The organism is Neobacillus sp. WH10 (genome assembly GCF_030123405.1).
Classification (GTDB): Bacteria; Bacillota; Bacilli; order Bacillales; family Cytobacillaceae; genus Neobacillus.
In genome coordinates this window covers 4,781,076-4,803,774 of sequence record NZ_CP126110.1, presented here as the reverse complement: position 1 = coordinate 4,803,774, position 22,699 = coordinate 4,781,076, and the positions used below count along the sequence as shown (strand labels likewise).

The 22,699-nt window shown below is 40.3% G+C and carries 18 protein-coding genes, 1 pseudogene and 1 riboswitch; of the genes and pseudogenes, 12 read left to right on the top strand and 7 right to left on the bottom strand.

The features are described 5' to 3' along the window. Positions 1 to 108 precede the first annotated feature (108 nt). Positions 109 to 1,002 carry a UTP--glucose-1-phosphate uridylyltransferase GalU gene (galU, locus tag QNH20_RS23335; RefSeq protein ID WP_283920317.1) on the top strand — a complete coding sequence of 298 codons (894 nt, stop codon included), beginning with the start codon at positions 109 to 111 and terminating at the stop codon, positions 1,000 to 1,002. A gap of 232 nt (positions 1,003 to 1,234) precedes the next feature. Here the strand turns inward: galU and QNH20_RS23330 are convergent, their stop codons facing one another. Continuing rightward, on the bottom strand, positions 1,235 to 3,172 hold the full coding sequence (locus QNH20_RS23330) for an N-acetylmuramoyl-L-alanine amidase (protein WP_283920316.1): 1,938 nt from the start codon (positions 3,170 to 3,172) through the stop codon (positions 1,235 to 1,237). Positions 3,173 to 3,604: 432 nt separating this feature from the next. Between QNH20_RS23330 and QNH20_RS23325 the strand changes: the two genes are divergently transcribed. Beyond that, positions 3,605 to 4,045 carry a ferritin family protein gene (locus QNH20_RS23325; protein ID WP_283920315.1) on the top strand — a complete coding sequence of 147 codons (441 nt, stop codon included), beginning with the start codon at positions 3,605 to 3,607 and terminating at the stop codon, positions 4,043 to 4,045. A 163-nt stretch (positions 4,046 to 4,208) separates the two neighbouring features. Here the strand turns inward: QNH20_RS23325 and QNH20_RS23320 are convergent, their stop codons facing one another. Next, positions 4,209 to 4,382 (bottom strand): hypothetical protein, encoded by a 174-nt coding sequence (locus QNH20_RS23320; protein ID WP_283920314.1) that lies wholly within the window; start codon positions 4,380 to 4,382, stop codon positions 4,209 to 4,211. A 574-nt stretch (positions 4,383 to 4,956) separates the two neighbouring features. Between QNH20_RS23320 and QNH20_RS23315 the strand changes: the two genes are divergently transcribed. Both QNH20_RS23315 and QNH20_RS23310 read left to right on the top strand, forming a co-directional pair. Further along, positions 4,957 to 5,457, top strand: coding sequence for a transposase (locus QNH20_RS23315; RefSeq protein WP_349632725.1), 501 nt, complete (start codon positions 4,957 to 4,959; stop codon positions 5,455 to 5,457). Continuing rightward, the gene (locus QNH20_RS23310) at positions 5,442 to 6,938 is read left to right on the top strand and encodes a YifB family Mg chelatase-like AAA ATPase (protein ID WP_283920313.1); all 1,497 of its coding nucleotides are present in this window, start codon (positions 5,442 to 5,444) and stop codon (positions 6,936 to 6,938) included. The genes QNH20_RS23315 and QNH20_RS23310 overlap by 16 nt, the downstream gene beginning before the upstream one ends. A 156-nt stretch (positions 6,939 to 7,094) precedes the next feature. Here the strand turns inward: QNH20_RS23310 and QNH20_RS23305 are convergent, their stop codons facing one another. The 4 genes from QNH20_RS23305 to QNH20_RS23290 all read right to left on the bottom strand — a co-directional run bounded on the left by QNH20_RS23305 (position 7,095) and on the right by QNH20_RS23290 (position 12,715). Further along, entirely contained in the window at positions 7,095 to 8,720 is a 1,626-nt protein-coding gene (locus tag QNH20_RS23305; RefSeq protein ID WP_283920312.1) for an aminotransferase class V-fold PLP-dependent enzyme, read from the bottom strand. Further along, positions 8,710 to 9,279 carry a glycerol-3-phosphate acyltransferase gene (locus QNH20_RS23300; RefSeq protein WP_283920311.1) on the bottom strand — a complete coding sequence of 190 codons (570 nt, stop codon included), beginning with the start codon at positions 9,277 to 9,279 and terminating at the stop codon, positions 8,710 to 8,712. Before QNH20_RS23300 ends, QNH20_RS23305 begins: the two co-directional genes overlap by 11 nt. Before the next feature lie 507 nt (positions 9,280 to 9,786). Further along, positions 9,787 to 11,199 (bottom strand): S1C family serine protease, encoded by a 1,413-nt coding sequence (locus QNH20_RS23295; RefSeq protein WP_283920310.1) that lies wholly within the window; start codon positions 11,197 to 11,199, stop codon positions 9,787 to 9,789. Positions 11,200 to 11,557: 358 nt separating this feature from the next. After that, positions 11,558 to 12,715 carry an N-acetylmuramoyl-L-alanine amidase gene (locus tag QNH20_RS23290; protein WP_283920309.1) on the bottom strand — a complete coding sequence of 386 codons (1,158 nt, stop codon included), beginning with the start codon at positions 12,713 to 12,715 and terminating at the stop codon, positions 11,558 to 11,560. A gap of 375 nt (positions 12,716 to 13,090) precedes the next feature. Between QNH20_RS23290 and QNH20_RS23285 the strand changes: the two are divergent. The 4 genes and pseudogenes from QNH20_RS23285 to QNH20_RS23270 form a co-directional block, all read left to right on the top strand. Beyond that, a pseudogene (locus tag QNH20_RS23285) lies at positions 13,091 to 13,390 on the top strand (UDP-N-acetylglucosamine 2-epimerase); the annotation flags it as partial. 160 nt (positions 13,391 to 13,550) lie between these two features. Further along, complete coding sequence (gene gloA2 / locus QNH20_RS23280; protein ID WP_283920308.1) at positions 13,551 to 13,937, top strand: SMU1112c/YaeR family gloxylase I-like metalloprotein; 387 nt, start codon at positions 13,551 to 13,553, stop codon at positions 13,935 to 13,937. A 451-nt stretch (positions 13,938 to 14,388) separates the two neighbouring features. Continuing rightward, positions 14,389 to 15,045 (top strand): 5-bromo-4-chloroindolyl phosphate hydrolysis family protein, encoded by a 657-nt coding sequence (locus QNH20_RS23275; protein ID WP_283920307.1) that lies wholly within the window; start codon positions 14,389 to 14,391, stop codon positions 15,043 to 15,045. Continuing rightward, on the top strand, positions 15,042 to 16,214 hold the full coding sequence (locus QNH20_RS23270) for a toxic anion resistance protein (protein WP_283920306.1): 1,173 nt from the start codon (positions 15,042 to 15,044) through the stop codon (positions 16,212 to 16,214). The genes QNH20_RS23275 and QNH20_RS23270 overlap by 4 nt, the downstream gene beginning before the upstream one ends. A gap of 153 nt (positions 16,215 to 16,367) precedes the next feature. On the opposite strand, the gene QNH20_RS23265 is transcribed toward QNH20_RS23270, so the two are convergent. Next, positions 16,368 to 17,144, bottom strand: coding sequence for a M15 family metallopeptidase (locus QNH20_RS23265; protein WP_283920305.1), 777 nt, complete (start codon positions 17,142 to 17,144; stop codon positions 16,368 to 16,370). Between the two features lie 558 nt (positions 17,145 to 17,702). Continuing rightward, positions 17,703 to 17,787: riboswitch (cyclic di-GMP riboswitch) on the top strand. Positions 17,788 to 17,838: 51 nt separating this feature from the next. Here QNH20_RS23265 and QNH20_RS23260 point away from each other — a divergent pair. From QNH20_RS23260 to QNH20_RS23245, 4 genes are all read left to right on the top strand, one after another. Then, positions 17,839 to 18,003, top strand: a complete 165-nt coding sequence (locus tag QNH20_RS23260) for a hypothetical protein (RefSeq protein WP_283920304.1) — start codon at positions 17,839 to 17,841, stop codon at positions 18,001 to 18,003. A gap of 192 nt (positions 18,004 to 18,195) precedes the next feature. Next, a complete protein-coding gene (locus tag QNH20_RS23255; protein WP_283920303.1) occupies positions 18,196 to 18,339 on the top strand; it encodes a hypothetical protein in 144 nt (47 codons plus the stop codon). A 565-nt stretch (positions 18,340 to 18,904) separates the two neighbouring features. Beyond that, positions 18,905 to 20,590: a serine hydrolase domain-containing protein gene (locus QNH20_RS23250; protein ID WP_283920302.1), complete on the top strand. Its 1,686-nt coding sequence runs from the start codon at positions 18,905 to 18,907 to the stop codon at positions 20,588 to 20,590. A gap of 18 nt (positions 20,591 to 20,608) precedes the next feature. Next, entirely contained in the window at positions 20,609 to 22,672 is a 2,064-nt protein-coding gene (locus QNH20_RS23245; RefSeq protein WP_283920301.1) for a glycoside hydrolase family 3 protein, read from the top strand. Positions 22,673 to 22,699 lie beyond the last annotated feature (27 nt).

Below are 22,699 nucleotides of genomic sequence, written 5' to 3'. Positions count from 1 at the left end.
TATGCCGAATCACATTTTTTAAAATGTCCTTATGGTATAATTATTTGGGTTAAACTTAAAATTTTGTCATATTATACATATAATGAATAACTAAAGGAGAGACATACTGTGAAAAAGGTTCGTAAAGCAATTATCCCTGCTGCTGGACTTGGTACACGATTTTTACCAGCAACTAAAGCAATGCCCAAAGAGATGCTTCCCATTGTGGATAAGCCAACGATTCAATATATTGTTGAGGAAGCGATTGCCTCTGGAATAGAGGATATTATTATTGTAACAGGTAAAGGAAAACGGGCGATTGAGGATCATTTTGATTTTGCCCCTGAGCTTGAGAAAAATTTATTTGAAAAAGAGAAATGGGATCTATTAAATAAAGTAAACTACACATCCAACCTTGCTGACATTCATTATATTCGTCAGAAAGAACCAAAAGGATTAGGGCATGCCGTTTGGTGTGCGCGGAATTTTATTGGCGATGAACCATTTGCCGTACTTTTGGGCGATGATATCGTTCAAAGCGATACTCCTTGCTTACGGCAGCTGATTGACCAATATGAAGCGACATTCTCATCAATTATCGGGGTTCAGCATGTTCCTGAGAATGAAACACACCGTTACGGGATTGTCGATCCACTTGAGCAGGAAGGCAGACGTTATCAAGTGAAGCATTTTGTCGAAAAGCCGAAGCCAGGTACAGCCCCATCTAATCTAGCGATTATGGGAAGATATATTTTAACCCCTGAGATCTTTATGTTCTTAGACCAGCAGGAGGCTGGAGCAGGCGGTGAAATTCAGTTAACAGATGCTATTCAAAAACTCAACCAAATTCAACGTGTCTTCGCTTACAATTTCGAGGGAAAGCGTTTTGATGTTGGTGAAAAAATTGGCTTTGTCAAAACTACAATCGAGTTTGCCCTACAACAGGAAGGCATCCGTGAAGAACTTCTACAATTCTTAAAAGAACTTATTGACGAAAACGAAAAGGAAAATAACACCAAGTAAGTGTAAATAGTGTCAGGCACCCTTCGTGGACATAGTTCCTTGTGGGGTGGACAGTGTGGATCTATTGTTTTATGCCAAAAGTGGTATTCTTTCATAATATCTGAATCCGTAAAATAAGGAAAAGCCGCATTTTACTAGGCATAGACCTGGTCAAATGCGGCTGTTCTTTATGCGTGATGGATTTCGGGCGTTCAAAGTCCCTTACTAGAACTTTGAACAAGCTAAGGGCGGATTACTTATTTAAAAATTTTAGTACCCCGTTTAGCAGTCCGTTGCAGAGCTTATATTGATAGCTGCTGCTGACAAGGTTTGCCCGTTCTTTATCATTCGAGATGAACCCGATTTCAACCAAAACGGCCGGTGCTTGATTTCCTCGGATGACTCTGAAACTCTCATCCTTAATGCCCCTTGAAACCGCACCTGTGGATTTGATAATTTCATCCTGAATGGAGGAGGCGAGCTGCCTGCTTTCCGCTGGCATGACCCCGTCTACGGAATTATGATATGTTTCAATTCCCTGTGCGCTGGTGCTGGTAGATGAATTCACGTGAATACTAATAAACGCACTCGGTTTGATGGAATTTGAATACTCTACCCGGCTATCCAAAGAAACAAAAACATCTGTGTTTCTAGTTAAATATACGGTGTAGCCGTTATTTTTTAGAAGCTCAGCTAATTTCAATGTGACTTGCAGGTTTATGTTTTTTTCATAAACACCGCCTGCACCTGAACCACTATCATAACCGCCATGTCCGGCATCCAGTACAATCGTTTTAGTTTTTGGATCCTTAGATGTGACGTATGGATTCCAAGCGCCATTCGAATCTAAAAAGTAATCCACGCCATTTACCGTGATCCAGCCAGTCAGCATGACTCCATCAGAACCGGAATAGTACCAATTGTTATTCACCATATACCAACCGGTTTGCATTGCCCCGGATTGATTGAGGTAGTACCATTTTTCGTTCAACTTAAGCCATCCGGTTTGCATCGCTCCGCTAGAATTTAAATAATATTGAGAGCTGTTGACTTGCACCCAGCCTGTTTGCATTTCTCCTTGGGCGTTTAAAAAATACCATTTTCCACCGTAAAGCAGCCAGTTGGTTTTTAGCGAAAAATCAGACGTGACATAGTACCAAATGTTATTGAGGTAGAACCAGCCTTGTGGTTGAAGCTGACCTGTCACATTTGCGTAATACTTTTTCGAATTTACCGTAAGCCAGCCACCGGTAAAAAGGACGCCATTTTGATCAAAATAGTAACCTTTACCGTCCAGTACAGCAATTCCAGTTGTTAATGCACCGCTATTATTAAAAAAGTATTTTTTTCCTTGGTCTTCAAACCAACCTGTTTGCATAACCCCATTTTGGTTCAAAAAATACTTTTTCCCGTTGTAAGTCAGCCAGCCGGTTTGAACGATGCCTTCCTGATTAGAGAAGTACCACTTTCCCCCAATTAATCCCCATCCGGAAATTAGTGCGCCACTGGAGTTAAAAAGATATTTTTTTTCAGAAATATCTGTAGGGCCAATTGCTGCATAGCCACCGGTTCTTAAGTAGTACTTCTTTCCATCTACTTCCAGCCATTGGTTCTCCTGCATGACTCCTAAACTATTAAAATAGAAAATATTCGAATTCACACTAAAGAGTCCGGTACTTCTTTCCCCGCTTGGTTTAAAATAATACCAGCTGTTATCCAGCTTTAGCCACCCGGTTTTCATGACGCCATCGGCCTGGAGATAATACCATTTGTCACCGAGATTCAGCCATCCGGTTTGCATTGCCCCACTTGGTTGAAGATAATACCAATATCCACCAGTGTATAGCCATCCGGTTTTCATCGCCCCATTGGCCTCAAGGTAATACCACTTTCCCTGGTCTTTTACCCAGCCTGTCTGCATGACTCCTCTTGAGTCCATGTAGTACCATTTACTATCACTGAAGACCCACCCGGTTACTGCTGTGTTGTTCTGGTAGAAATACCATTTCCCATTTTCCATAGACCAGCCCCAATTGACAGCATAGGAATGAGTATTTCCGAGTCCTATCCCCAATAATAATGAAACAATTGATAAAATTATGAGCTTCCTTTTCAATGCTTTATACCCTTTCCCGTCTTTTTCTTGTAAGTTTAAAGAGTCGGTACAGCCTCTAAAAAATATGGCTGTCAAATCGTCCTCTACTGGTTCTTCACGCCCCTTAATATGTATTTTTAAAGCGTAACAAAACTATACAGCTACACCCTAAATGGATATTTTTATATTAAACTCTATTTTTAGTTATGTGAAGTAAAAAACGACAAATTTCTTCCTAGATTAGGAAAAAACGCAATCTAATTGGGGAGTTAGACGTTAAATTTAGCAGGAGGTTTAAGCGAAATGTCGAAAATCATAAGTTTCCCGGGGAATAAGGCTATTCTTGTAGGAACCATTATAAAATGACGAAAAAATTTGTGTGAGAAGCTGTTTCAATCACACAAACGTAATGTATCGCCAACAATTTTTTATGGCGGGTTAGGTATTTGAAAAATATGTCCACCGCACACCCAATTCTTCGATTTGCCATAGGATATACCAAGAAAATAAGTGGGGAGGTACGCCTCTATGTATCCTTTTACAAATTACTATGATGCCTTAAACAGGCAGTCGAATACATTAGTTAATAATGTTGAGAAAGCAATAAATGGGGAATATAGTGCCATCGATTGTTATGCCAGGTTGGCTAATTTAGCTCCACATAAGAAGGAACGGGAACAAATCCTTGAGATTCGCCAGGATGAAATTAAACATTATCAACAGTTTGTCCAGATTTATCGCGGTTTAACAGGTATGCATCCACAGCCAAAAATAACGGAGGAATGTCCGGGTGTTTATTTAAGGGGATTGGAGTTTGCTCTAGAGGATGAGCAAGAAACAGTGGATTTTTACATGAAAATAGCTGATACTGTGACAGATCCGTTCATTAAAGAGGTATTCAGAAGAGCAGCGGCAGACGAGCAAAATCATGCTGTGTGGTTTCTGTATTATTTTTCAAAAACGAAGTGATTCTATCAGGGATACAAAAAATGCACCCGGAATGACCTGTCACCGGGGGCATTTCTGTTTGAAAGGTGGTGTTAAGGGGAATTGGTTTTGGAGGATTAGTTCACGCCGCCTCCATCTGAAGCTCTGCCCCTGAGGAACTGTCGTGCACATATGCAGAATCACTTCAGCGGTCATGAGAATCAATATCATCGCTGTAGGATTCCTTTTTTTCTTTGTTTATGCTTGGAAAGATTAAGAAGGCAATAATGATTAATAAGGTACCAAAAAACTCCTGTGTGACGAAAATGAGATAAATTCCATACACAAGAAGGAGGACACCAACTAATCTTTGAATCAATCTTATACTTTTCAGAGATATTCCTCCTCAATAGAAAGTAAGAGATGATGAGACTATATGTCGCATAAACGAGCAGTAAGACCCTCACTACAAGAGAAGATAGAACAAAAAGGATAAGCGGGAATCAATAGCTCGTAAAAAAAACGATTGTTCCAACTATCAATCACTGGGGTGTGGAAAAAAAATACTGATTGAAGTTTCACCTTATTAATAAATATTAGGATCCAAAACTTTTTATACGTTGATGGGAAATTTCAAGCTTGGATGTTTTTCTGGACAAAAAGGTTTCTAACCAAAGGGACGGACAAATCGCAAAGCACCCCAAACCAAGCCTTTGAACATTTTGTTACATATATGAATATCGCTAACCCACGTGAAAATTATTAGTATAATGAAAAAGATGGGAATGGTGCCTGACACCATTAATACCATTTCCGTCGTAATTATATTTAATAGGAGTGATCGATTTGGCTCGTAAGGCACGTCTATGGTTTGAAGGTGCGAAGTATCATGTGACCAGTAGAGGAATAAGGAGGAGTTCACTGTTTTTGAGGATGAAGATTATAAGAAGTATCTGGCTTACATAGAAGAAACGAGGGACCGCTACCCCTTTAATCTCCACGCTTACTGCTTAATGACCAATCATACCCATCTCCAGTTCGAAACCTTCCAAACCCCGCTTAGTATCATCATGAAAAATCTCAATACAAAATATGCAAAATATATTAACCAAAAGTACGATTTTTCGGGCCATGTGTTTGATAAGCGCTATGGTGCCGAGCTCATCAACTCTCGTGAATATGAAATTGATGTCAGCAAATATATTCATTTAAACCCTGTGGAAGCTGGGATGGTGACAACGCCTGAGAAGTATACTTGGAGCAGCTATCGTGCTTACCTCTACGGTGAAGCAAACCCTCATATTGACCCCAAACCAATCCTTTCTTATTTTCCTAACCCGCAACCACATTTTTATCAGCAATATATGAATGCCTTAGTCACGGACAAGTTTTTTTGGGAAGATGGAAAAATCATTAAGCGTGAAGGGGAGTGGTTTCCATGTGGGCTCGAGTAACGAGTATTGGCTTAAAGGGGATGGAAGGCTACCGAGTGAATGTGGAGGTTGGGACATATGTAGGTAATGACTCGTTTAAAATTGTCGGTCTGCCTGATGCTGCTGTTAAAGAGTCGAAGGAGAGAATTATAGCAGCACTTAGTTCATTAGGTTATGTCCTATCAGGTAACAAAATTATCATAAATCTTTCGCCTGCGGACCAAAAGAAAATGGGGCCGATGTTTGATTTTCCTATGGCAATTGGTTTGCTGCTGAGCTTGCATGAGTTGGAGGCAGCTATTCCAGAAGATACGGGTTTTTTAGGAGCCCTATCCTTAGACGGATCAGTGCAACCTGTTGAAGGGCTGTTGCCTGCGGTACTTGCAGCAAAAAGGCAGGGGATTAGGAGACTTTATATACCATTTGATGACCATCTCCCGGTTCTTGATTTCGAAGGGTTAGAAATCATCTACATTTCTTCATTAAAAGATGTAATCGGGCACCTTTCAGGTCAATGGGTTCCTTCTTTTTATAAAAAGATTGAAGAAGAGAGCTGCTATGGAGATAATCGTTATTTAGATTTTCAGCAAATTATCGGTCATGCTAGAGCTAAATGTGCTCTAGAGGTAGTGGCAGCCGGTGAGCATCATGTTCTGATAACGGGACCTCCAGGTTGTGGAAAAAGCTTGTTGGCAGAGAGCTTTCCGTCCATTTTACCGCCATTGACAAAAGAAGCACAACTCGAGGTACTTAGCTTGTATCAATTAAGCAGGACCGTTTACACACAGTGTCATCTGCCTCCCTATCGGAATCCTCACCATTCCGCCTCAGGAGTCGCTATTATAGGCGGCGGTCAATTTCCAAAGCCAGGTGAAATCTCTTTGGCCCACAGGGGTGTATTATTTCTTGATGAAATCGGGGAGTTTTCGAAAAAAACATTAGATATGCTGCGCCAGCCTTTAGAAAATAGTTTGATCACGATTAGCCGCACCCACGCCTCGATTACCTATCCGGCTTCCTTTGTATTGATTGCTGCGATGAATCCATGCCCTTGCGGTTATGCAGGCTCGAATAGTCATTATTGTACGTGCTCACCTAAGCAAATTCGCTCTTATCAAAATAGACTCTCAGGTCCGCTTAGAGATCGGTTTGATATTAATCTTTCATTACGATGCATCGATATCAATGACACTACGATGGCAAGTGCAGGAGAGTCATCAAAAATTGTGCAGGAAAGAGTGAAGCTGGCGAGGGAAAGGCAATATGACCGCTATGGTAAAGAAGTTTGTAATAGTAGAATCTCTTATGACGTACTTTTGAGAGCGAGCCCTTTGTCAGGAACACAACAATCAGCCATACAGCAGCAAGCCATAAACAAAAATTGGAGCAACCGTACCCAAATCAAAATCCTCCGCCTTGCCCGTACCATCTCAGACCTCCAAGCAAACCCCGACATCACCGACCAAAGCATTTGCGAGGTAATCAAGCTGAATACAGTATAAAGGGTGTCAGGCACCCTTCGTGGACAGTGTCCGTGTTGGGTGGACAATCAGGTGTTGCATGTTTTTTTGGGGGAAGTAACAATCAGTGGGGGTGGAAAAGATTTGCCACCCTCACTGATTGAGTTGTCACTTTATTAATGTGGCTTTCCGCCCTAATTAGGCCCCTTCATTCAGGAGCTTTGAAGTTGAAGCTTGAAGCTGCTTTAGTTCGTATGTGACAACCTGATATAGAAGGTTAGTCATTGTTTCTAAAGTCGCGGTGGAATAATCGCCGATGCAAGCAATTTGCATCCAGTTTCGTTGCCGAAGGTACTCGCTCTCAAAGTGTAACAGGTAACCATTGTAATGAAGAACTTTCCCAATTTCATAAGACGAGACAGCTTTGGGAAGTTCAATGGTTAGAATCATGGGAGAATTATTTTTATTACTTGTTATCAAATGATAGCCAAAATGTTTAAGGTTATTTCTTAACCATTGATGCGTTTCACTAATCTTTCTATATGTTTCGGGCGTAATGCTTTCTACTGCCACTAGCAGCGCTTCAATAAAGTTGGACGAATGAGAAAACGGGATACTGTCCTTGACCATATAGACACCCAAATCAATGTATTTTGGGATAGCAGACGAAGGGGCAACCTCGTGATGATGAAAGACGAAGGACAATCCAGTGAACGCACGCAACGCTTTCCCGCTAACGCCGGTTGCTAAAAATACCCCTGATAAATCCAACTCCATCGCCCCAATGGAGCTAATACAATCAAGACAAAGCTTAAGGCTGTACTCTTCTGCAATCCTCTTGATGAGCGTCAAGTCATTTAGCATGCCGGTGGATGTCTCACTATGCACAGCCCAAATCCATGTCGATTTGTTTGATAATTTTTCAACAATTTCTTCCTTTGAGAAAGCTTGCCCCCATTCTTTTTCCAATACATCGAAGTTAAGTCCCTGCCGCTGCGCTTGTTCTACTAAGCGGCTGCCAAACTCACCATTAGCCAAAATGAGTCCTCTGCCTTTTATTAATGAAAGCTGAGCAGCCACGACTTCATTTGCAAGTGTACCTGAGCCTAGTAAAACCTGGACATGCTTGGAGTTCGTTAAGTCGCATAGCAGATCCTTGATCCTGTTTAGTTTTTCAAGGAAACCTTTAGTTCGATGGGAGTAGGGGCGGCCCATTAGTGCAGCGCGAACTCCGTCAGAGATTTGAACGGGCCCTGGTAAAAAAGGTATAGCCGGATGAAGAATTCTACCTGCAAGCGATGCTTCAAATGTTTCTTTCGTTAAATACATGGGTTGAAAAAGGGCTTCCTCTGTACCGGTCATCTTGGCAAATGGCTGGAAGCCCATTTGGTTATATAGCTTTAATTGACGGACTGTTCCAGAGATAACAGCGACATCATACCCCTTTTCCAAGCAATATTGAGCTAAAAATTGCGCAAGCCCAACAAAGACCCGGCCATTTCGAAATTCTTTTTTGACTGCCAGAAGCCGGACCTCGCAAGGGCGATTTATTGAAATAGGGAGTGAATCTTCGATAGCGCCAATTTTACGGTCAAGCGAAAACGGCCGGTTGTCACGAACAGCGACCATGCCGATAAGCTCGTCATCTTTGATGCAAATAATGTATGTATTTTCATGGTGGAAAGAATCCACCAATTTTTTTTGCTCATTTTTTTCATGCTGAGGAATTTCTTCTGAAAAAGTTTGATAGTTTAATTGATGAATTCGCTCAAATTCGTTACAGTTTGTTGCAATTTTGAAAAAATACCCATGATTATTGTCCACGATCCTTCAGCCTTTCCTTGATATTTTCAGAATGTGTTAAAAAAATAACTATGATTATGGCGAGTGCAATTACACAGGTTATCCAATTATATGGCTTGAAAAATAGAAATATTGGAATGGCGAGGAACGCTCCTAACCCTGCGAAGGTAAAGCTTTTGGTAAATGGATAAAGGGCGAAAAAACCCACCAGGATTATGGGAATAAGCAGTGGATCGAAGCAAATCATTCCGCCAATAAAAGTGGAAATTCCTTTCCCACCCTTGAACTTCAATGCAACTGGTTTTATATGGCCAAGAATCGCCATCCCTAGTCCAAGCAATTGTATATACTCAGGAAAATGAAGATAGCGGGCGATGAGAATAACGCATACACCTTTTAATGCATCGCCAAGAAAAATGATAACGAACGCTTTCTTTCCATGAAGACGACCGGCATTGCGAGCCCCAACATTCCCGCTTCCATGAAGGCGAATATCCTTGTGATACAGAACTTTTGTAATCAGATACCCAAACATAATATTGCCGATTAAATAGGAAAGAACAACATACAACCATAACACTTGATTCACCGCCTATGAAGAAGTAGAAATTATTATTGGTTCCTTTTAGAATGTTTGTTAAGATTTTACCACATAGTCATAAATTTACTTTGCATACTTAATTTCATTTTGAGGTGAAATGAATATGATTTCAATGGAAACTTTACCGGAATTCGAGAAAGGAATTAAAAAAGATAAGGTTATCTCCTGTCTAATTTACCAGAGGAACTCCCTGATTCTTCAATACAATAAAAATAATAAATAATAAAGATGAAAGAAAAACTGCATAAGGTTAACTCAGTCACGAAGAGAATGTTTTCCATTTTAGTGGGGATTGAAATTGATAGAGGGGAATTGGGCGGTATCAGCCAGTCTATTGAGGATTTTATTCCTATTTTAAAGATTGGCAGAAAAACAACACCTTATAGAATCGGCAAAGATTGTTCGATAATCCATAAAAATGAATTTTAAGCAAAACGGGGATACAGTGTAAAAACTGCATCCCAGTTGACAATAGTGGAAAGGGTGTCAGGCACCATTTCCACTATCTTCATCGTCTTTTTTCTGTTTTTTCTGGTGTTCTTGGAGGGCGAGCAGAATGTCTTGGACATCAATTTTTCCATCATTGTTTAGGTCAGCCAGGGTATTTTCAGTATCTGCCAGCGGAGGTGGCGGTTCCGGTACGGGGTTAGCAAATCCAGCGGCAGGAACTGTTGCTGCAACTGCCGTTTTTTTCGGCCTAAAAGCAAAGGTGAAAACGAGCAGCACAAGGATCAGTAATCCAGAAACACCGTCGATAATATAGAAGATGGTAGTATAATCAGACCATAGTGTTTTACTGCTGCTCATCTTTTTCTCGGAATTGGCAATATATTGTTTGATTTCAGAGTGATTTGGATAGATGCGCTGAACTGCTTCAAATTTTTCTAAGGCATGTTTATAGTAGCCGCCCCAATACAATTCCAGGCCATCTTTGTAAAGTTTATCCGTCTCGCTTTTCGTATTTTTGACACCGGCTTGGTTGACAAATTCTTGTACCGTATTTACTGGCACGGCAAAATTAAAGCCCTGAACCTCTTGCCCATTCACCGTATCACCTCTAAAGGTGAGCAAGCCGATAATCTGGCCGGTTTCATTAATGACAGGGCCGCCGCTGTTACCGTGAGTAGCAGCTGCGTTAATTTGAATGACCGGACTTCCCTGTTCCGTCTTTTTCGAGGTAGCCGAAATTTGACCGGCATTTATCGAGGAAACTAAGGATGAATCCGGTGACAAGAGATCAGAATCAGCTGCAGCCGGGTATCCGCTTACCCAAATATTATCCTGGTTCTGGATATCATCCGAATTTCCAAGCGGTAAGGTAGGCAGGTTTTTCCCTTCAATTTTTAGCACAGAGACATCTTTACCTTCGTTGACTGGGGCACCATAGCTTTTAACCTCGCCATCAAGGATATCCCCACTTGGTAAAATAACCTTCAATACCTTCTTAATTTCAGTATATTTTGTATAAGTGAGCATGTACTGGTACGCTGTTTCATAGTCCGCTTTAAAATAATCTGCCACAATGCTAACAAGTTGTTCAAATGCCGCATTGGCAATGTCTTCGTCTTTCATTTCCGTGGCTTCAACGACATGGGCATTTGTAACGATATAGCCATCAGAGCTAATAATCGCACCAGACCCAGAGCCGCCGACAACCGATTGGAAGTTTAGCTGGTCTAATATAGCTATAACTTCAGTATCGTCTGGGTTGTCAAACTGCCATCCGACAACAGCATAATCAACGATTCGAACAACTGCCGGCTTCGTATATTCGGCTAGTTTCTGAGCTCGAGCTATTTTCCCTTCTGCCGGTTTGATATTAATAAGGAAGAAGGAGGTAACGATTACTGCAATAAGCAGCAAACTGATGGGGATGGTAAAAAAAGCCCTTTTCTTCAAAATCAAATTCACCTCTTGGATGGGATATTTACAATTCACTTTGCAATATATTCCGAGGTAGGTGAAAGGCAATTTGTCCATATTGAATTTTTTAATAAAATCAGGGTGATACAGGGAATTCTGAACTTTTTATGACTGGTAAGAAAGGTCCTTGGTTTTTGTTTGTTATGTTGTAGGAAGGTTGTCAAAAAGGCAGGAGAATATTGTAAGAAGAATGGATTTTTTTAATCAATAAACGGAGGAAGTGCTCAACGCCCTAACGAAATCCCTCTTCGTAAGTTTGGTAACACATAAAAAGCCTAACTCCGAGGGAGCAGGCTCGTTTTAGATTGGAATGGATGGGTAATTTCCTTTTTTATCACATGTTTTTCCCACCTAGATCTTTCCCAGCATCTTCTGCGGCTGTAGTGTTTCTGTCCTCGTCTTTCCAAGTCCTTTCTATGGCTGTAGTCTTCCGGACTTCTACATTACCTTTGTCTTCTTTATTCTGTGGTTTTTCAACAATTAGTGCACCATCATTGCCTATGAAATATTCTTTACCATCAATTGTTTGTATGCCTGTTACCATGACTCCCTCGGAATCGAGATAATAGGACTTACCATCAACCTGAATCCAGCCAATTGCCATTTCACCATTTGGATTTAGATAATACCACTTAGATTGATTCTTAAACCAGCCAGTTTTCATCACACCATCTTGAGCAAGGAAATACCATTTCCTATCAATCTTCACCCATCCGGTTCGCATGGCCCCATCATCATTTAGGTAATACCGCTTAGTATCGATAGTTACCCATCCGGTTCGCATGGCCCCATCATCATTCAGGTAGTACCACTTATTATCGACAGTTACCCATCCGGATTGCATAGCTCCATCACTACTCAGATAGTACCAGATACCCTTAACTTTCACCCATCCGGTTTGCATGATACCATTTGCATCGAGATAGTAATACTTTCCTTGAGTCTTTATCCAGCCTGTTTGTTTGCTGGTATTTTTGTAAAATGACCATTGGCTGTCATTTTTTACCCAGCCATCATTGATGTCTTGACACCGTTTAATAAAATTTTCCCATCGAGGTAATAAATTTCTTGGGCAGTTCTTACCCGACCAATACTTATGAGGAACGATACGGTCACTTGATATCTTAAATCGGCTCATTAAATATTGGACAACTTCGACTGTATTGGAAGCGGTTTGCTCATAATTACCGTCTGCATTCACACACATTTCGATATGAATCGACGTTCGATTACCTGGACCATTTCGCCCATCTCCTGCAGCCCATGCCACTTCCTCAAATGGTATCGATTGAATGATTTTGTTTTCATCGACCGTTATATGCCAGGATGCAGTGCGGTCATTCCCGCGTTCCTGTAATCGTGCGTGTGCCTCTGCATCCGCCCCCCTGCTGGTATTATCGGTTTCATGGATTGTAATGTATTTAGGCACCAATTTTAGCCCAGGGCGGGTACGAGTGTTTGAAGCAGGAATGAGTCGTTGAATAATATTCAAGGCTTATCCTCTCCTTTATTTATTATTTATGCAAAAGAGAGTAAAATGGTCAGGGCTTAGGCTAAATTCCTTATTTTTTTCGATTATTTTAAAAATGTCCATTCCTTGGTGCCGAAAGCTGCTGCCTGTCTATAAAAAAGTGATACATGATAGAGTTCAAGTTGTTTTCTCTTTACTTCTATTCCAGTTAACTTATTGACCAACTTGAATTTGTGATTCCAGTTATTTCTTTTCTCTTCATCTGTAATTTGTTATCATGTTAGTGGGTTTAAATTGCCAGCAGCCTGAAAAATAAACTCTTCTTTACAAGTAATAAATTTTTCAAGTAACAATGGAATTGAATTATGAATATAGATGTAGAATTTAGAGGTTTCTATGGTGAATCAATTGAAGGTAATGACAGTGTTCGGAACTAGGCCAGAAGAGATTAAAATGGCTCCACTTGTCAAAGAATTAGAAAAATATCCTGATCATATCAAATCAATCGTCACGGTTACTGCACAGCATCGCGAAATGCTCGACTAGGTCTTGAATATTTTTGATATTACACCAGATTACGACTTGAAAATCATGAAGGTAAGATAATCAATAATTGATGTTACGACTTGTAGTTTAGAAGGGCTTAATCAAGTTCTTGCCGAAGTAAAACCTGATATCTTGTTGGTTCATGGCGATAATCGCCAACCGGGTGCTTCACCAGTCGTGGACACATGGCAAGAGGACAATTTTTGTTAAGGATTGGACGCCTGTTTCATATGCTAATATTGCCCCCATGTTTATTTTCTAGACAAGGGGGCTTTGGTTTTTTTATCATTTAAAAGGGGGATAAGGTGATATGAAGTTAAAGAAAATTCATCATATTGCTGTTATTTGTTCGGATTATCAAAAATCAAAGGATTTCTATGTTCGGGTTCTTGGACTGACGCCAGCGCGTGAAGTTTATCGCGAGGAAAGGGATTCCTATAAGCTTGATTTGGAAGTTGGAGGACATTATCAAATTGAGTTGTTTTCGTTCCCGAATCCGCCAGCACGGCTAAGCTATCCGGAAGCAGCTGGATTAAGACATATTGCCTTTGAGGTGGATGGTATTGAAGAAGCAGTGAAAGAGTTAGAGAATCACCACATAACGGTTGAAGCCATCCGTGTTGATTCGATAACAAGCAAGAAATTCACTTTCTTTACCGATCCAGATGGGCTCCCAATTGAGCTATACGAGAGATAGGTAAATAAAAACAAAATGCGGGCTATCCATTATAGGATAGACTGCTTTTTTAATAGAATAAGAACTTAGAACTAATAAAAAATTTCTATTCTAATGCAAAAGTATTGATTCATCCTATCGTAATAAATTTCGTACTGAAAAATAACATCTGAATCTTAATAGTATCCTCACTGTCCACCCCAGGTGTACAAAATGGCAAAATGTCCACGAAGGGTGCCTGACACCAATAACACTACAAACAACATCAATACAATAAATATACAAAAATACGTCTCAAGTCTTAGATTTCTTTCCGTTTATGGTCTATGGCAGGAAGGAGTTTTTTCGTGTATTGTGGAAGTAGTAAATGGAAATAACTTTCTGATGATGAGGATTTTTTTAAGGAAGTGAAACATTCATTTCATTCATTCGTATGAATATAAAGGATTATTAAGTCAGGAGTCGATATATTATGAACCCGATTTTGTCATTTCTGATTCGCTCATTTGTAGCAATTCCTATAACGTTGATTACATGGCTATTATGCTATTTTCCTTTCGGTCAAACATTCTGGTCTTCAATTGCAATAGCGATTTTTGGAGGGGTCCTTACCCATCTAATCCTCTCTTTAATCATGAATACCCGCTATTTAAAAAAGCACCAGTTGTCACGGAAAGAATACCGCTACATTAAGAAAAATTTAGCGGAGGCAAAGCAGAAAATTAGGCGCTTGAATAAAAGTATTTTCAAGATACGCGACATTTCTTCTGTCAAATATAGAATTGACTTACACAGGATTACAAAGAAAATATATAAGATGACAATAAAAGAACCGAAGCGTTTTTACAAGGCTGAGGAATTTTATTTTTCCCATTTAGATTCAGTTGTCGAGCTCACAGAGAAATATAATTTCCTCTCTGCCCAGCCAAAACAAAACATCGAAATGGGTCAATCCCTGATTGAAACGCGGAGGACGTTAAACGAGCTAACAAAGGTATTGGAAGAGGATCTATATCATGTTATTTCCAATGACATCGATACGTTAAATTTTGAAATAGATGTTGCAAAGCACTCCATCAAACAAAAAAAAGATTCCAAATTCCCAGAAGAAAATAGGTGGCTAAAATGAATGAAAACAACCCAATCCAGAAATCTGGAGATTTATTAGATGATATCCTTGCCAATCCGTTTGGCGATCAGGTTGAACTTGCCAAAAATCCGGATCCGCAAACAAATGAAGCGAAGCCGGTCAAATTAATTGATGTAATCCCGGAAGAAAACCGGGCAAAGGCCTATCAGCTTGCTGAACAAATTGACCCGACCAACCACCAAGCTATGATTTTATACGGTACCCAAGCCCAAGGAAAACTGTTATCCTTCTCGCATGCGATGCTCGAGCATGTACAGAAAAAGGACGTTGGCGAAATAGGGGAAATCATCAGCGATTTAATGAAAAGGCTTGATGAGGTAAATCCGGATGAACTAAAGGATGGGAAGCCATCCTTGTTTGCACGTATGTTTGGAAAAATTTCAGGCTCGCTCCAAGAAGTGCTTTCCAAATACCAAAAAACAGGGGCGCAAATTGACCGAATCAGTGTGAAACTTGATCGTAGTAAAAATGTCCTTTTGTCCGATATAAAATTGCTCGAACAGCTTTATGAAACGAATAAAGAATATTTCCATGCACTTAATATTTATATTGCTGCCGGTGAAATTAAGTTAGATGAAATACAGACAAAGACCATCCCGCAGTTGAAAAAAGCAGCTAAGGCAGCAAATGACCAAATGAAGTTTCAAGAGGTCAATGATATGATTCAGTTTGCTGACCGTTTAGACAAGCGTCTGCATGATTTGAAATTAAGCCGTGAAATCACAATTCAAAGTGCACCGCAAATTCGGTTGATTCAAAACACGAACCAGGCGCTTGTAGAAAAAATCCAATCGTCGATTATGACGGCAATTCCATTATGGAAAAATCAAGTGGCGATTGCGTTGACACTCATTCGCCAGCGTCATGCAGTTGAAGCACAGAAGCAGGTTTCAAAAACAACCAATGAGCTGTTATTGAAAAATGCAGAAATGCTGAAAACAAATACGATTGAAACGGCAAAAGAAAACGAGCGCGGTCTTGTTGATATTGAAACATTAAAGAAAACCCAGGAAAGCTTAATCACCACACTCGAAGAAACTATGAGGATCCAAGAAGAGGGCCGCCACAAGCGCCGCCTAGCTGAACAAGAACTCGCCAACATGGAAAATGACCTACGATTAAAACTGTTAGAAATAAAAGGGAAGTAACAAAAATGGGGCCCAGATTGCTGCACATAAGAAGCAATCTGGGCCCTTTCTCGTTGTTAAGCTCTTACGTTTCAGAAAACGTCCATCGTTGGAGGACATTTGTTCACGAATGGTGTCAGGCACCATATATAGAAGGTACCTTTCAAGGCGCTATTATTTATTGACTGGTGTTGCATTGTAGTATTCTTCGAGGGTGATGCCTCGGCTCATGATATCTTTGGCAATAGTTTTTCCGACGTAGCGAAGATGCCAGGGTTCATATTGGTAGCCGGTGATGTCCTCTTTTCCCTTTGGATAGCGGATGATAAAGCCGTATTCAGCTGCATGATTCTGGAGCCACTCCGCCTCAGGCGTTCCTTTGAAGCAGTCCTCTGCTGCGCATTTTCCGTTTCCGCCGGTCACATCAATGGCAAGACCTGTCTCATGTTCACTCGTGCCAGGAACAGCACTATAAGTTATTGCTGCTTCATATCCATCTTTTTTTACATAGTTATTAAACAAAGAAGTTTGGACTGCATGAGATCTGTAGGCTGAAACACCAAGTAAATTCACACCATCTTGTTTGGCGCCAGCAAATAAATCTTCGATTGCGGCTGCTGCTATTTCGCGCATTTCCCGTTTTTCAATTTTCTTTTTAAATGTAAAAGGTATGTTTGGATAAATCAAATCACTTGGCGTGTAATCATCGGGCAGTTTATTATACTTGTTTACAAGAACTGGAACTTCATCAGGGTTAGAAACGACTTGAATGCTTGTACTATTTTGTTGGTGTTTGGCACTTTTCGTGTCAGCTGATGACTTGTTAGCAGAGACTTGCGACTGAATGCCCTTTTTTTCATTGGTTTGTTCAAAATGCTTTTTTCCCGAGAAGCCTGCTAAAGCAAGCGAAAGAACGATAAGACTTAGAATAATGTATCGATATTTTGTCATGTTAAACTTCCTTTTCTATGAAAACAGTGTGGAGCTGCGCTAACTTTTTAAGATTTCTAGTATCGAAAGCTTCCGTTTTATACTTGGACTTGTTTCGAAGTATCGATACTTCTAATTTGAAAAAGTCAGTTTTTTAAATCTAAATATAAAAAAACTAAGTTTGCCAAAGAAATATAATTGGCAAGGCTCTGCTCGCACCGCCTTTATTTTGTTGGTTTTGTGCTCATATTTAACTCTTTTTCATCTGATAGGTACCAATCAAGCCTAAGATCAACCATCTAATGAACCCCAATTAGAGACATACTAATCAGCAAGTTTTCTCTTTCAGTTATATCACATACCTATATTAATAAAATTTCACTTCAATAAAAAGCATGGACAGTAAAAAAATTTTTAAACATCTTGATTAAAATTATCCCATATTCACTAGACGTTTGTTAACGATAAAATGATTACATTTTCTTTACTTTTTTAGGCACCAATTTTTTACACCTGTTAGGCCTATAGACTCTTTATATTTATTGTAATATTGCATATATTTTTAATAAACACATAAATCGTACGAAACGGCAAAACCATTGAAAGATGGTGACGCAAAACTAGAGGGGCTAAGGTTTAAGGACGATGCTAGCCAGTTACCGAACACGACTACTCCTGCGATTTATGTAACTCAACTATTGAGGGGGGGTTTCATGTGTTGAAAATGTTTATAAGGGGTAAATACTATTACCATTTATTCCAGCACCGTCACCATGAACTTTTGCAGAAAGATTGTCTTGATGAAGGGCTAAGGATGAAGCTAAAGGTTAAAGCCTCGTATCATAATAGTAAAGCGGTTGAAATCGGTATGAGGATGTAAACCATTCTTGTTTTACAAAAAGAAGAAGCCTGGATCCATTTGATCTAGGCTTTTTATGAGCCGATAAAAAAGTGCAGGTCACTCTGTAATGAATATTTTGTGAAAAAGTGATCAAATGGGTGTTAACACTTTATTAAAGTTAAATAATAGCTGTAATAATGGTTATTCTATAAGGAAAAGGAGGCTATACTTATGAATAAAAGGGATGAAACAAGTGAAGGCCTGAATCAAATTTTTGAGATTATTAACGCAAAAGGGGATGTGGATGAACTTAAAGAGATTGTTGAAAGGCCAAGACTTAATTCCAATAATAAACAGGCTGACATTCCAGAATAGAAGATTATAAATAGGGACTTAGGATACATTTCTAGGTCCTTATGTGTTGAACACGGGTGTTATCCACAAGGGAGGTAAAAAGTTGTGGGTAATTTTATGGGGATTGTGGACAATATTTTAAAAAATGTGGGTAAATACATACGAAATGTGGATATGTGACATAAAAAGTTTTTAACGGGGATAAACAATAAAAATATGTTGATAAATTTGTGGATATCAAAAAAAAACAGTTGATAACATCTAGGTTTATGTGGATAAACCCTTGAAATCTGTGGATATAGCAAATTAGAGCTATTAGAAGAGCACCCTTCTAATCTTCCATGAAAAGATTCCTAGAAGGGACACAGGATATTTGAACTGAATTTTAGGAAATATTTAAAAAATGAGTCAAAGGATGCGCATCTTAATACCTAATGCAACAAGCCGATTAGGCTTGTTTAGGACATAGGTGGTATAGACGACTATACATTCCTCCATATATGATTAAATTGAGTTGTAAACGCTGCCATTCTTCGATACATAATCGGCCGCCTACAATGAATCTATCATACTTAAAGGGGGACTTATGAAGGGAAAAACTTTGCTCATTTCTTCTTTTTGCACCGTTTTTTTGGGTACTACCACTGTTTTTGCAAACAGTAACAACACCATTGTTCCAACGATTGAAAAACAGGAAAAAGACAGTTCTATCGCATCAGAGAAACCTCACCCAGTTTTCACCTGGAATTCAACAGTGATCCCAGTATCTAGTGTTCTTCACCCCAGCTCGGCAAAAGGGGCTGGCATGGCAGCGGGGCCGCTACAGCAAATCGATCAGATAATAAACCAGGCCATATCGGAAAAAGTTATGCCAGGTGCTGTTGCCTTTGTGGCAAGGGGCGGAAAAATTGTTAAACACAGTGCTTACGGGAATTCTGCCCAATACACTGACGGCAAGTTTACCGAAATGGAAAACCCGATTCCGATGCAAGAGGATACAATTTTTGACTTGGCATCTATTAGTAAAATTTTCACCAGCACAGCCGTTATGGTTCTTTTTGAAAAAGGTTTATTTGAACTGGATGATCCGGTTGCCAAGTATATTCCGGAATTTGCCTCAAACGGCAAACAGAACGTCACCATTCGTCAGTTATTAACACACACATCCGGATTCGTTTCCTGGATTCCACTTTATTCGAAAGGAAATTCACGCGACGAGAGATTACAGTTAGTTTTTCAACAGCCATTAAAAAATTCTCCGGGTACCACTTATGAATACAGCGATTTAAACATGATTACATTAGGTGTATTAGTGGAGAGGTTATCCGGTCAGCGCCAAGATGAATTTGTGAAAGAGTATATTACGGGGCCATTAGGGATGAAGGACACGATGTATAATCCACCGGCCTCATTGAAAAATCGCATTGCCGCGACTGAATATCAGTCCATACCTAACCGCGGACTTGTTTGGGGCGAAGTTCACGATGAGAATGCTTGGTCGCTTGATGGTGTGGCTGGCCATGCCGGTGTATTTTCAACAGCTGAAGATCTTGCTAAGCTCTCGCACATTTTCATAAATGCTGGCAAGTATGCTGGAAAAAGGATCCTGAAGCCAGAAACGATCAAACTATTACTTGAAAATCAAAATGAAGCGTACCCAGGTAATGACCACGGGCTTGGCTGGGAGCTTGGGCAAGGGTGGTATATGGATGCCCTGTCGGAAGGAACTTATTCCTTTGGACATACTGGTTATACGGGAACATCGATTGTCGTTAGTCCAAACAATAAAACCGTTGCGATTCTGCTAACCAACCGTGTACATCCAAGCAGAAGTACCGTGTCGACGAATCAAACTAGAAGATTGTTTGCAAGGCAGGTAGCTGATGCGATTCCAGTTTCCTTTCCTGAAAAGGAACATGCTTGGTTTGCGGGATATGGCGATAAGCTGAACCGTGTTATGGAGTCAGATCTTCAATTAAATCAAGATGCCAAGTTGACATTTAGTACCTGGCATATGACCGAGTACCGTAGGGACTATGGTACCGTTGAAATTTTACAAGACGGTTCATGGAAAAAACTAACAGAATTCACAGGCACAAGCAATGGTTGGGAGCAAAAAGAAATAACGGTTCCGAAAGAGGCAGAAAAACTGCGGTTTGTTTATAAAACAGATACGGCAACAAATGGCCGCGGCTGGTATATCTTGAATCCGAAACTTGATTCAGCGCCACTGTCCATTACCCACACCGATTGGCAGTTTAGAGATTATTAAAATAGAGGAGGAGAAACTATGCAAAAATTTTTCAAGACATTTATCACCTCATTTTTGGCATTTGCTCTATTGTTAACAGGGATTCCACTCGCAGGGGCTACTGCGGCATCAGGGATTAAGGATCTAGTAATTGACCTTAACGTCCCTCAGGTGACGAGAGAAGTGAAAGACAACAAAATCCAGTTAAATGCACTGCATGTGTACGATGATGGCCACTTTATGCTGGCATCGGAGAATCTAACCTGGAAATCTTCTAATAAAAATGTTGCTGTTGTCAAGGATGGCACAGTAACACTTTCAGGACACAATGGCAAAACGTTTATTTCTGTCAGCGATGGCAGTTTCACTGATCAAATCGCAATTCAATTCAAAGGAAATCAAGAGGGAATTCTCGTTGAAAAAGAAACGGGATCACGATATGACCTAATTGGCGACGCTATCAAGCATATGACAATGGAAGAAAAGGTCGGGCAAATGCTGATGCCGGACTTCCGTAATTGGAAGGGTAAAAATGTCACGGAAATGAACGATGAGATTGCTCAGCTCGTCAAAAAATACCATCTTGGCGGGGTGATTTTGTTCCGAGAAAACACAGTAACAGCTGCGCAAACAACGAAGCTCGTGTCTGCATATCAAGATGCTGCAGAAAAGTATGGAATGCTGGTATCTGTTGACCAAGAAGGCGGAATTGTTACACGTCTCCAATTCGGAACCGATTTTCCTGGGAACATGGCGCTTGGAGCCTCAAGGTCTGAAGAGCTGGCTGAAAAGGTTGGAAAGGCGATTGGCGAAGAGCTTAACGCTGTTGGCATTAATATGAACTTTGGACCTTCTCTCGATGTCAATAATAATCCTGATAATCCGGTCATAGGGGTTCGTTCATTTGGTGAAAATCCAGAGCTTGTTGGGAAAATGGGCAACGCTTATATTAAAGGACTTCATGAAACTGGAACGGCAGCAACGGCAAAGCATTTTCCTGGGCATGGTGACACTGCAACGGATTCGCATTTAGGGCTGCCTGAGGTACCGCATGATATCGACCGTCTGAAAAAGGTGGAATTGTATCCCTTCCAGCAGGCGATGGATAACGGTATTGATGCGGTTATGTCGGCTCACGTAACCTTCCCGAAAATCGACAGCACAAAGGCCATTTCGAAAAAGGATGGTACGGAAATTGCAATTCCAGGCACGTTATCTCACAAGGTGCTAACAGGTCTTATGCGTGAAGAGATGGGCTTTAAGGGTGTTATTGTAACGGATGCCATGAACATGCAAGCCATCGCAGACCATTTTGGTCCAGTAGATGCAGCTATTCGTGCTGTAAAAGCTGGAACAGATATTGTCTTAATGCCTGTAGGACTTGAATCAGTAGCAAATGGCCTTTACGATGCAGTTAAATCCGGTGATATTTCAGAGGAAAGAATCGAACAGTCTGTTGAGCGGATTTTAACGTTGAAATTAAATAGGGGTATCGTCAAAGCTGAAGTAGAAAAAAGCCTTGATGAAAAGATTGCCAATGCAGAGAAAGTTGCAAGATCAGCTGAACATTTGCAGATAGAAAAAGAAGCTGCGTCTAAGTCGATTACACTTGTAAAAAATAGCGGAGTTCTCCCATTAAAGGCTGGAGCTGACGAAAAAATCGTTGTCGTGGGTTCGAGTGCTCCTGTAATCGCTGCTGAAGTTCAGAAGCATCATGCAAATGTAACAGTCATTAATACTACATCTCCACTTTCAGCTGCCGATCTGGCTATCGCAAAAACAGCAAAATATATCATTGTTGGAACGAATACTTCTACAGTGAGCGGAAGATTGCCTTCTGCTAATTTAATGAAGTTAGCCAATCAAATGATTGACGAAACGGATGCATCGGTTATTGGTGTAGGGATTAGAAATCCGTATGATATTATGGCTTACCCTAATGTAGATGCTTATCTGACACAGTATGGAACGAAGAATGTAAGCTTTGAGGTCGCAGTTAACACAATTTTTGGTGTAAATAAGCCAACTGCCAAGCTCCCGGTTACGATTTACAACCAGGATGGCAGCGTCTTATATGGATTTGACCATGGATTAGGGTATTAATTTTTCAAAAATAAGGAGGGGTACGAT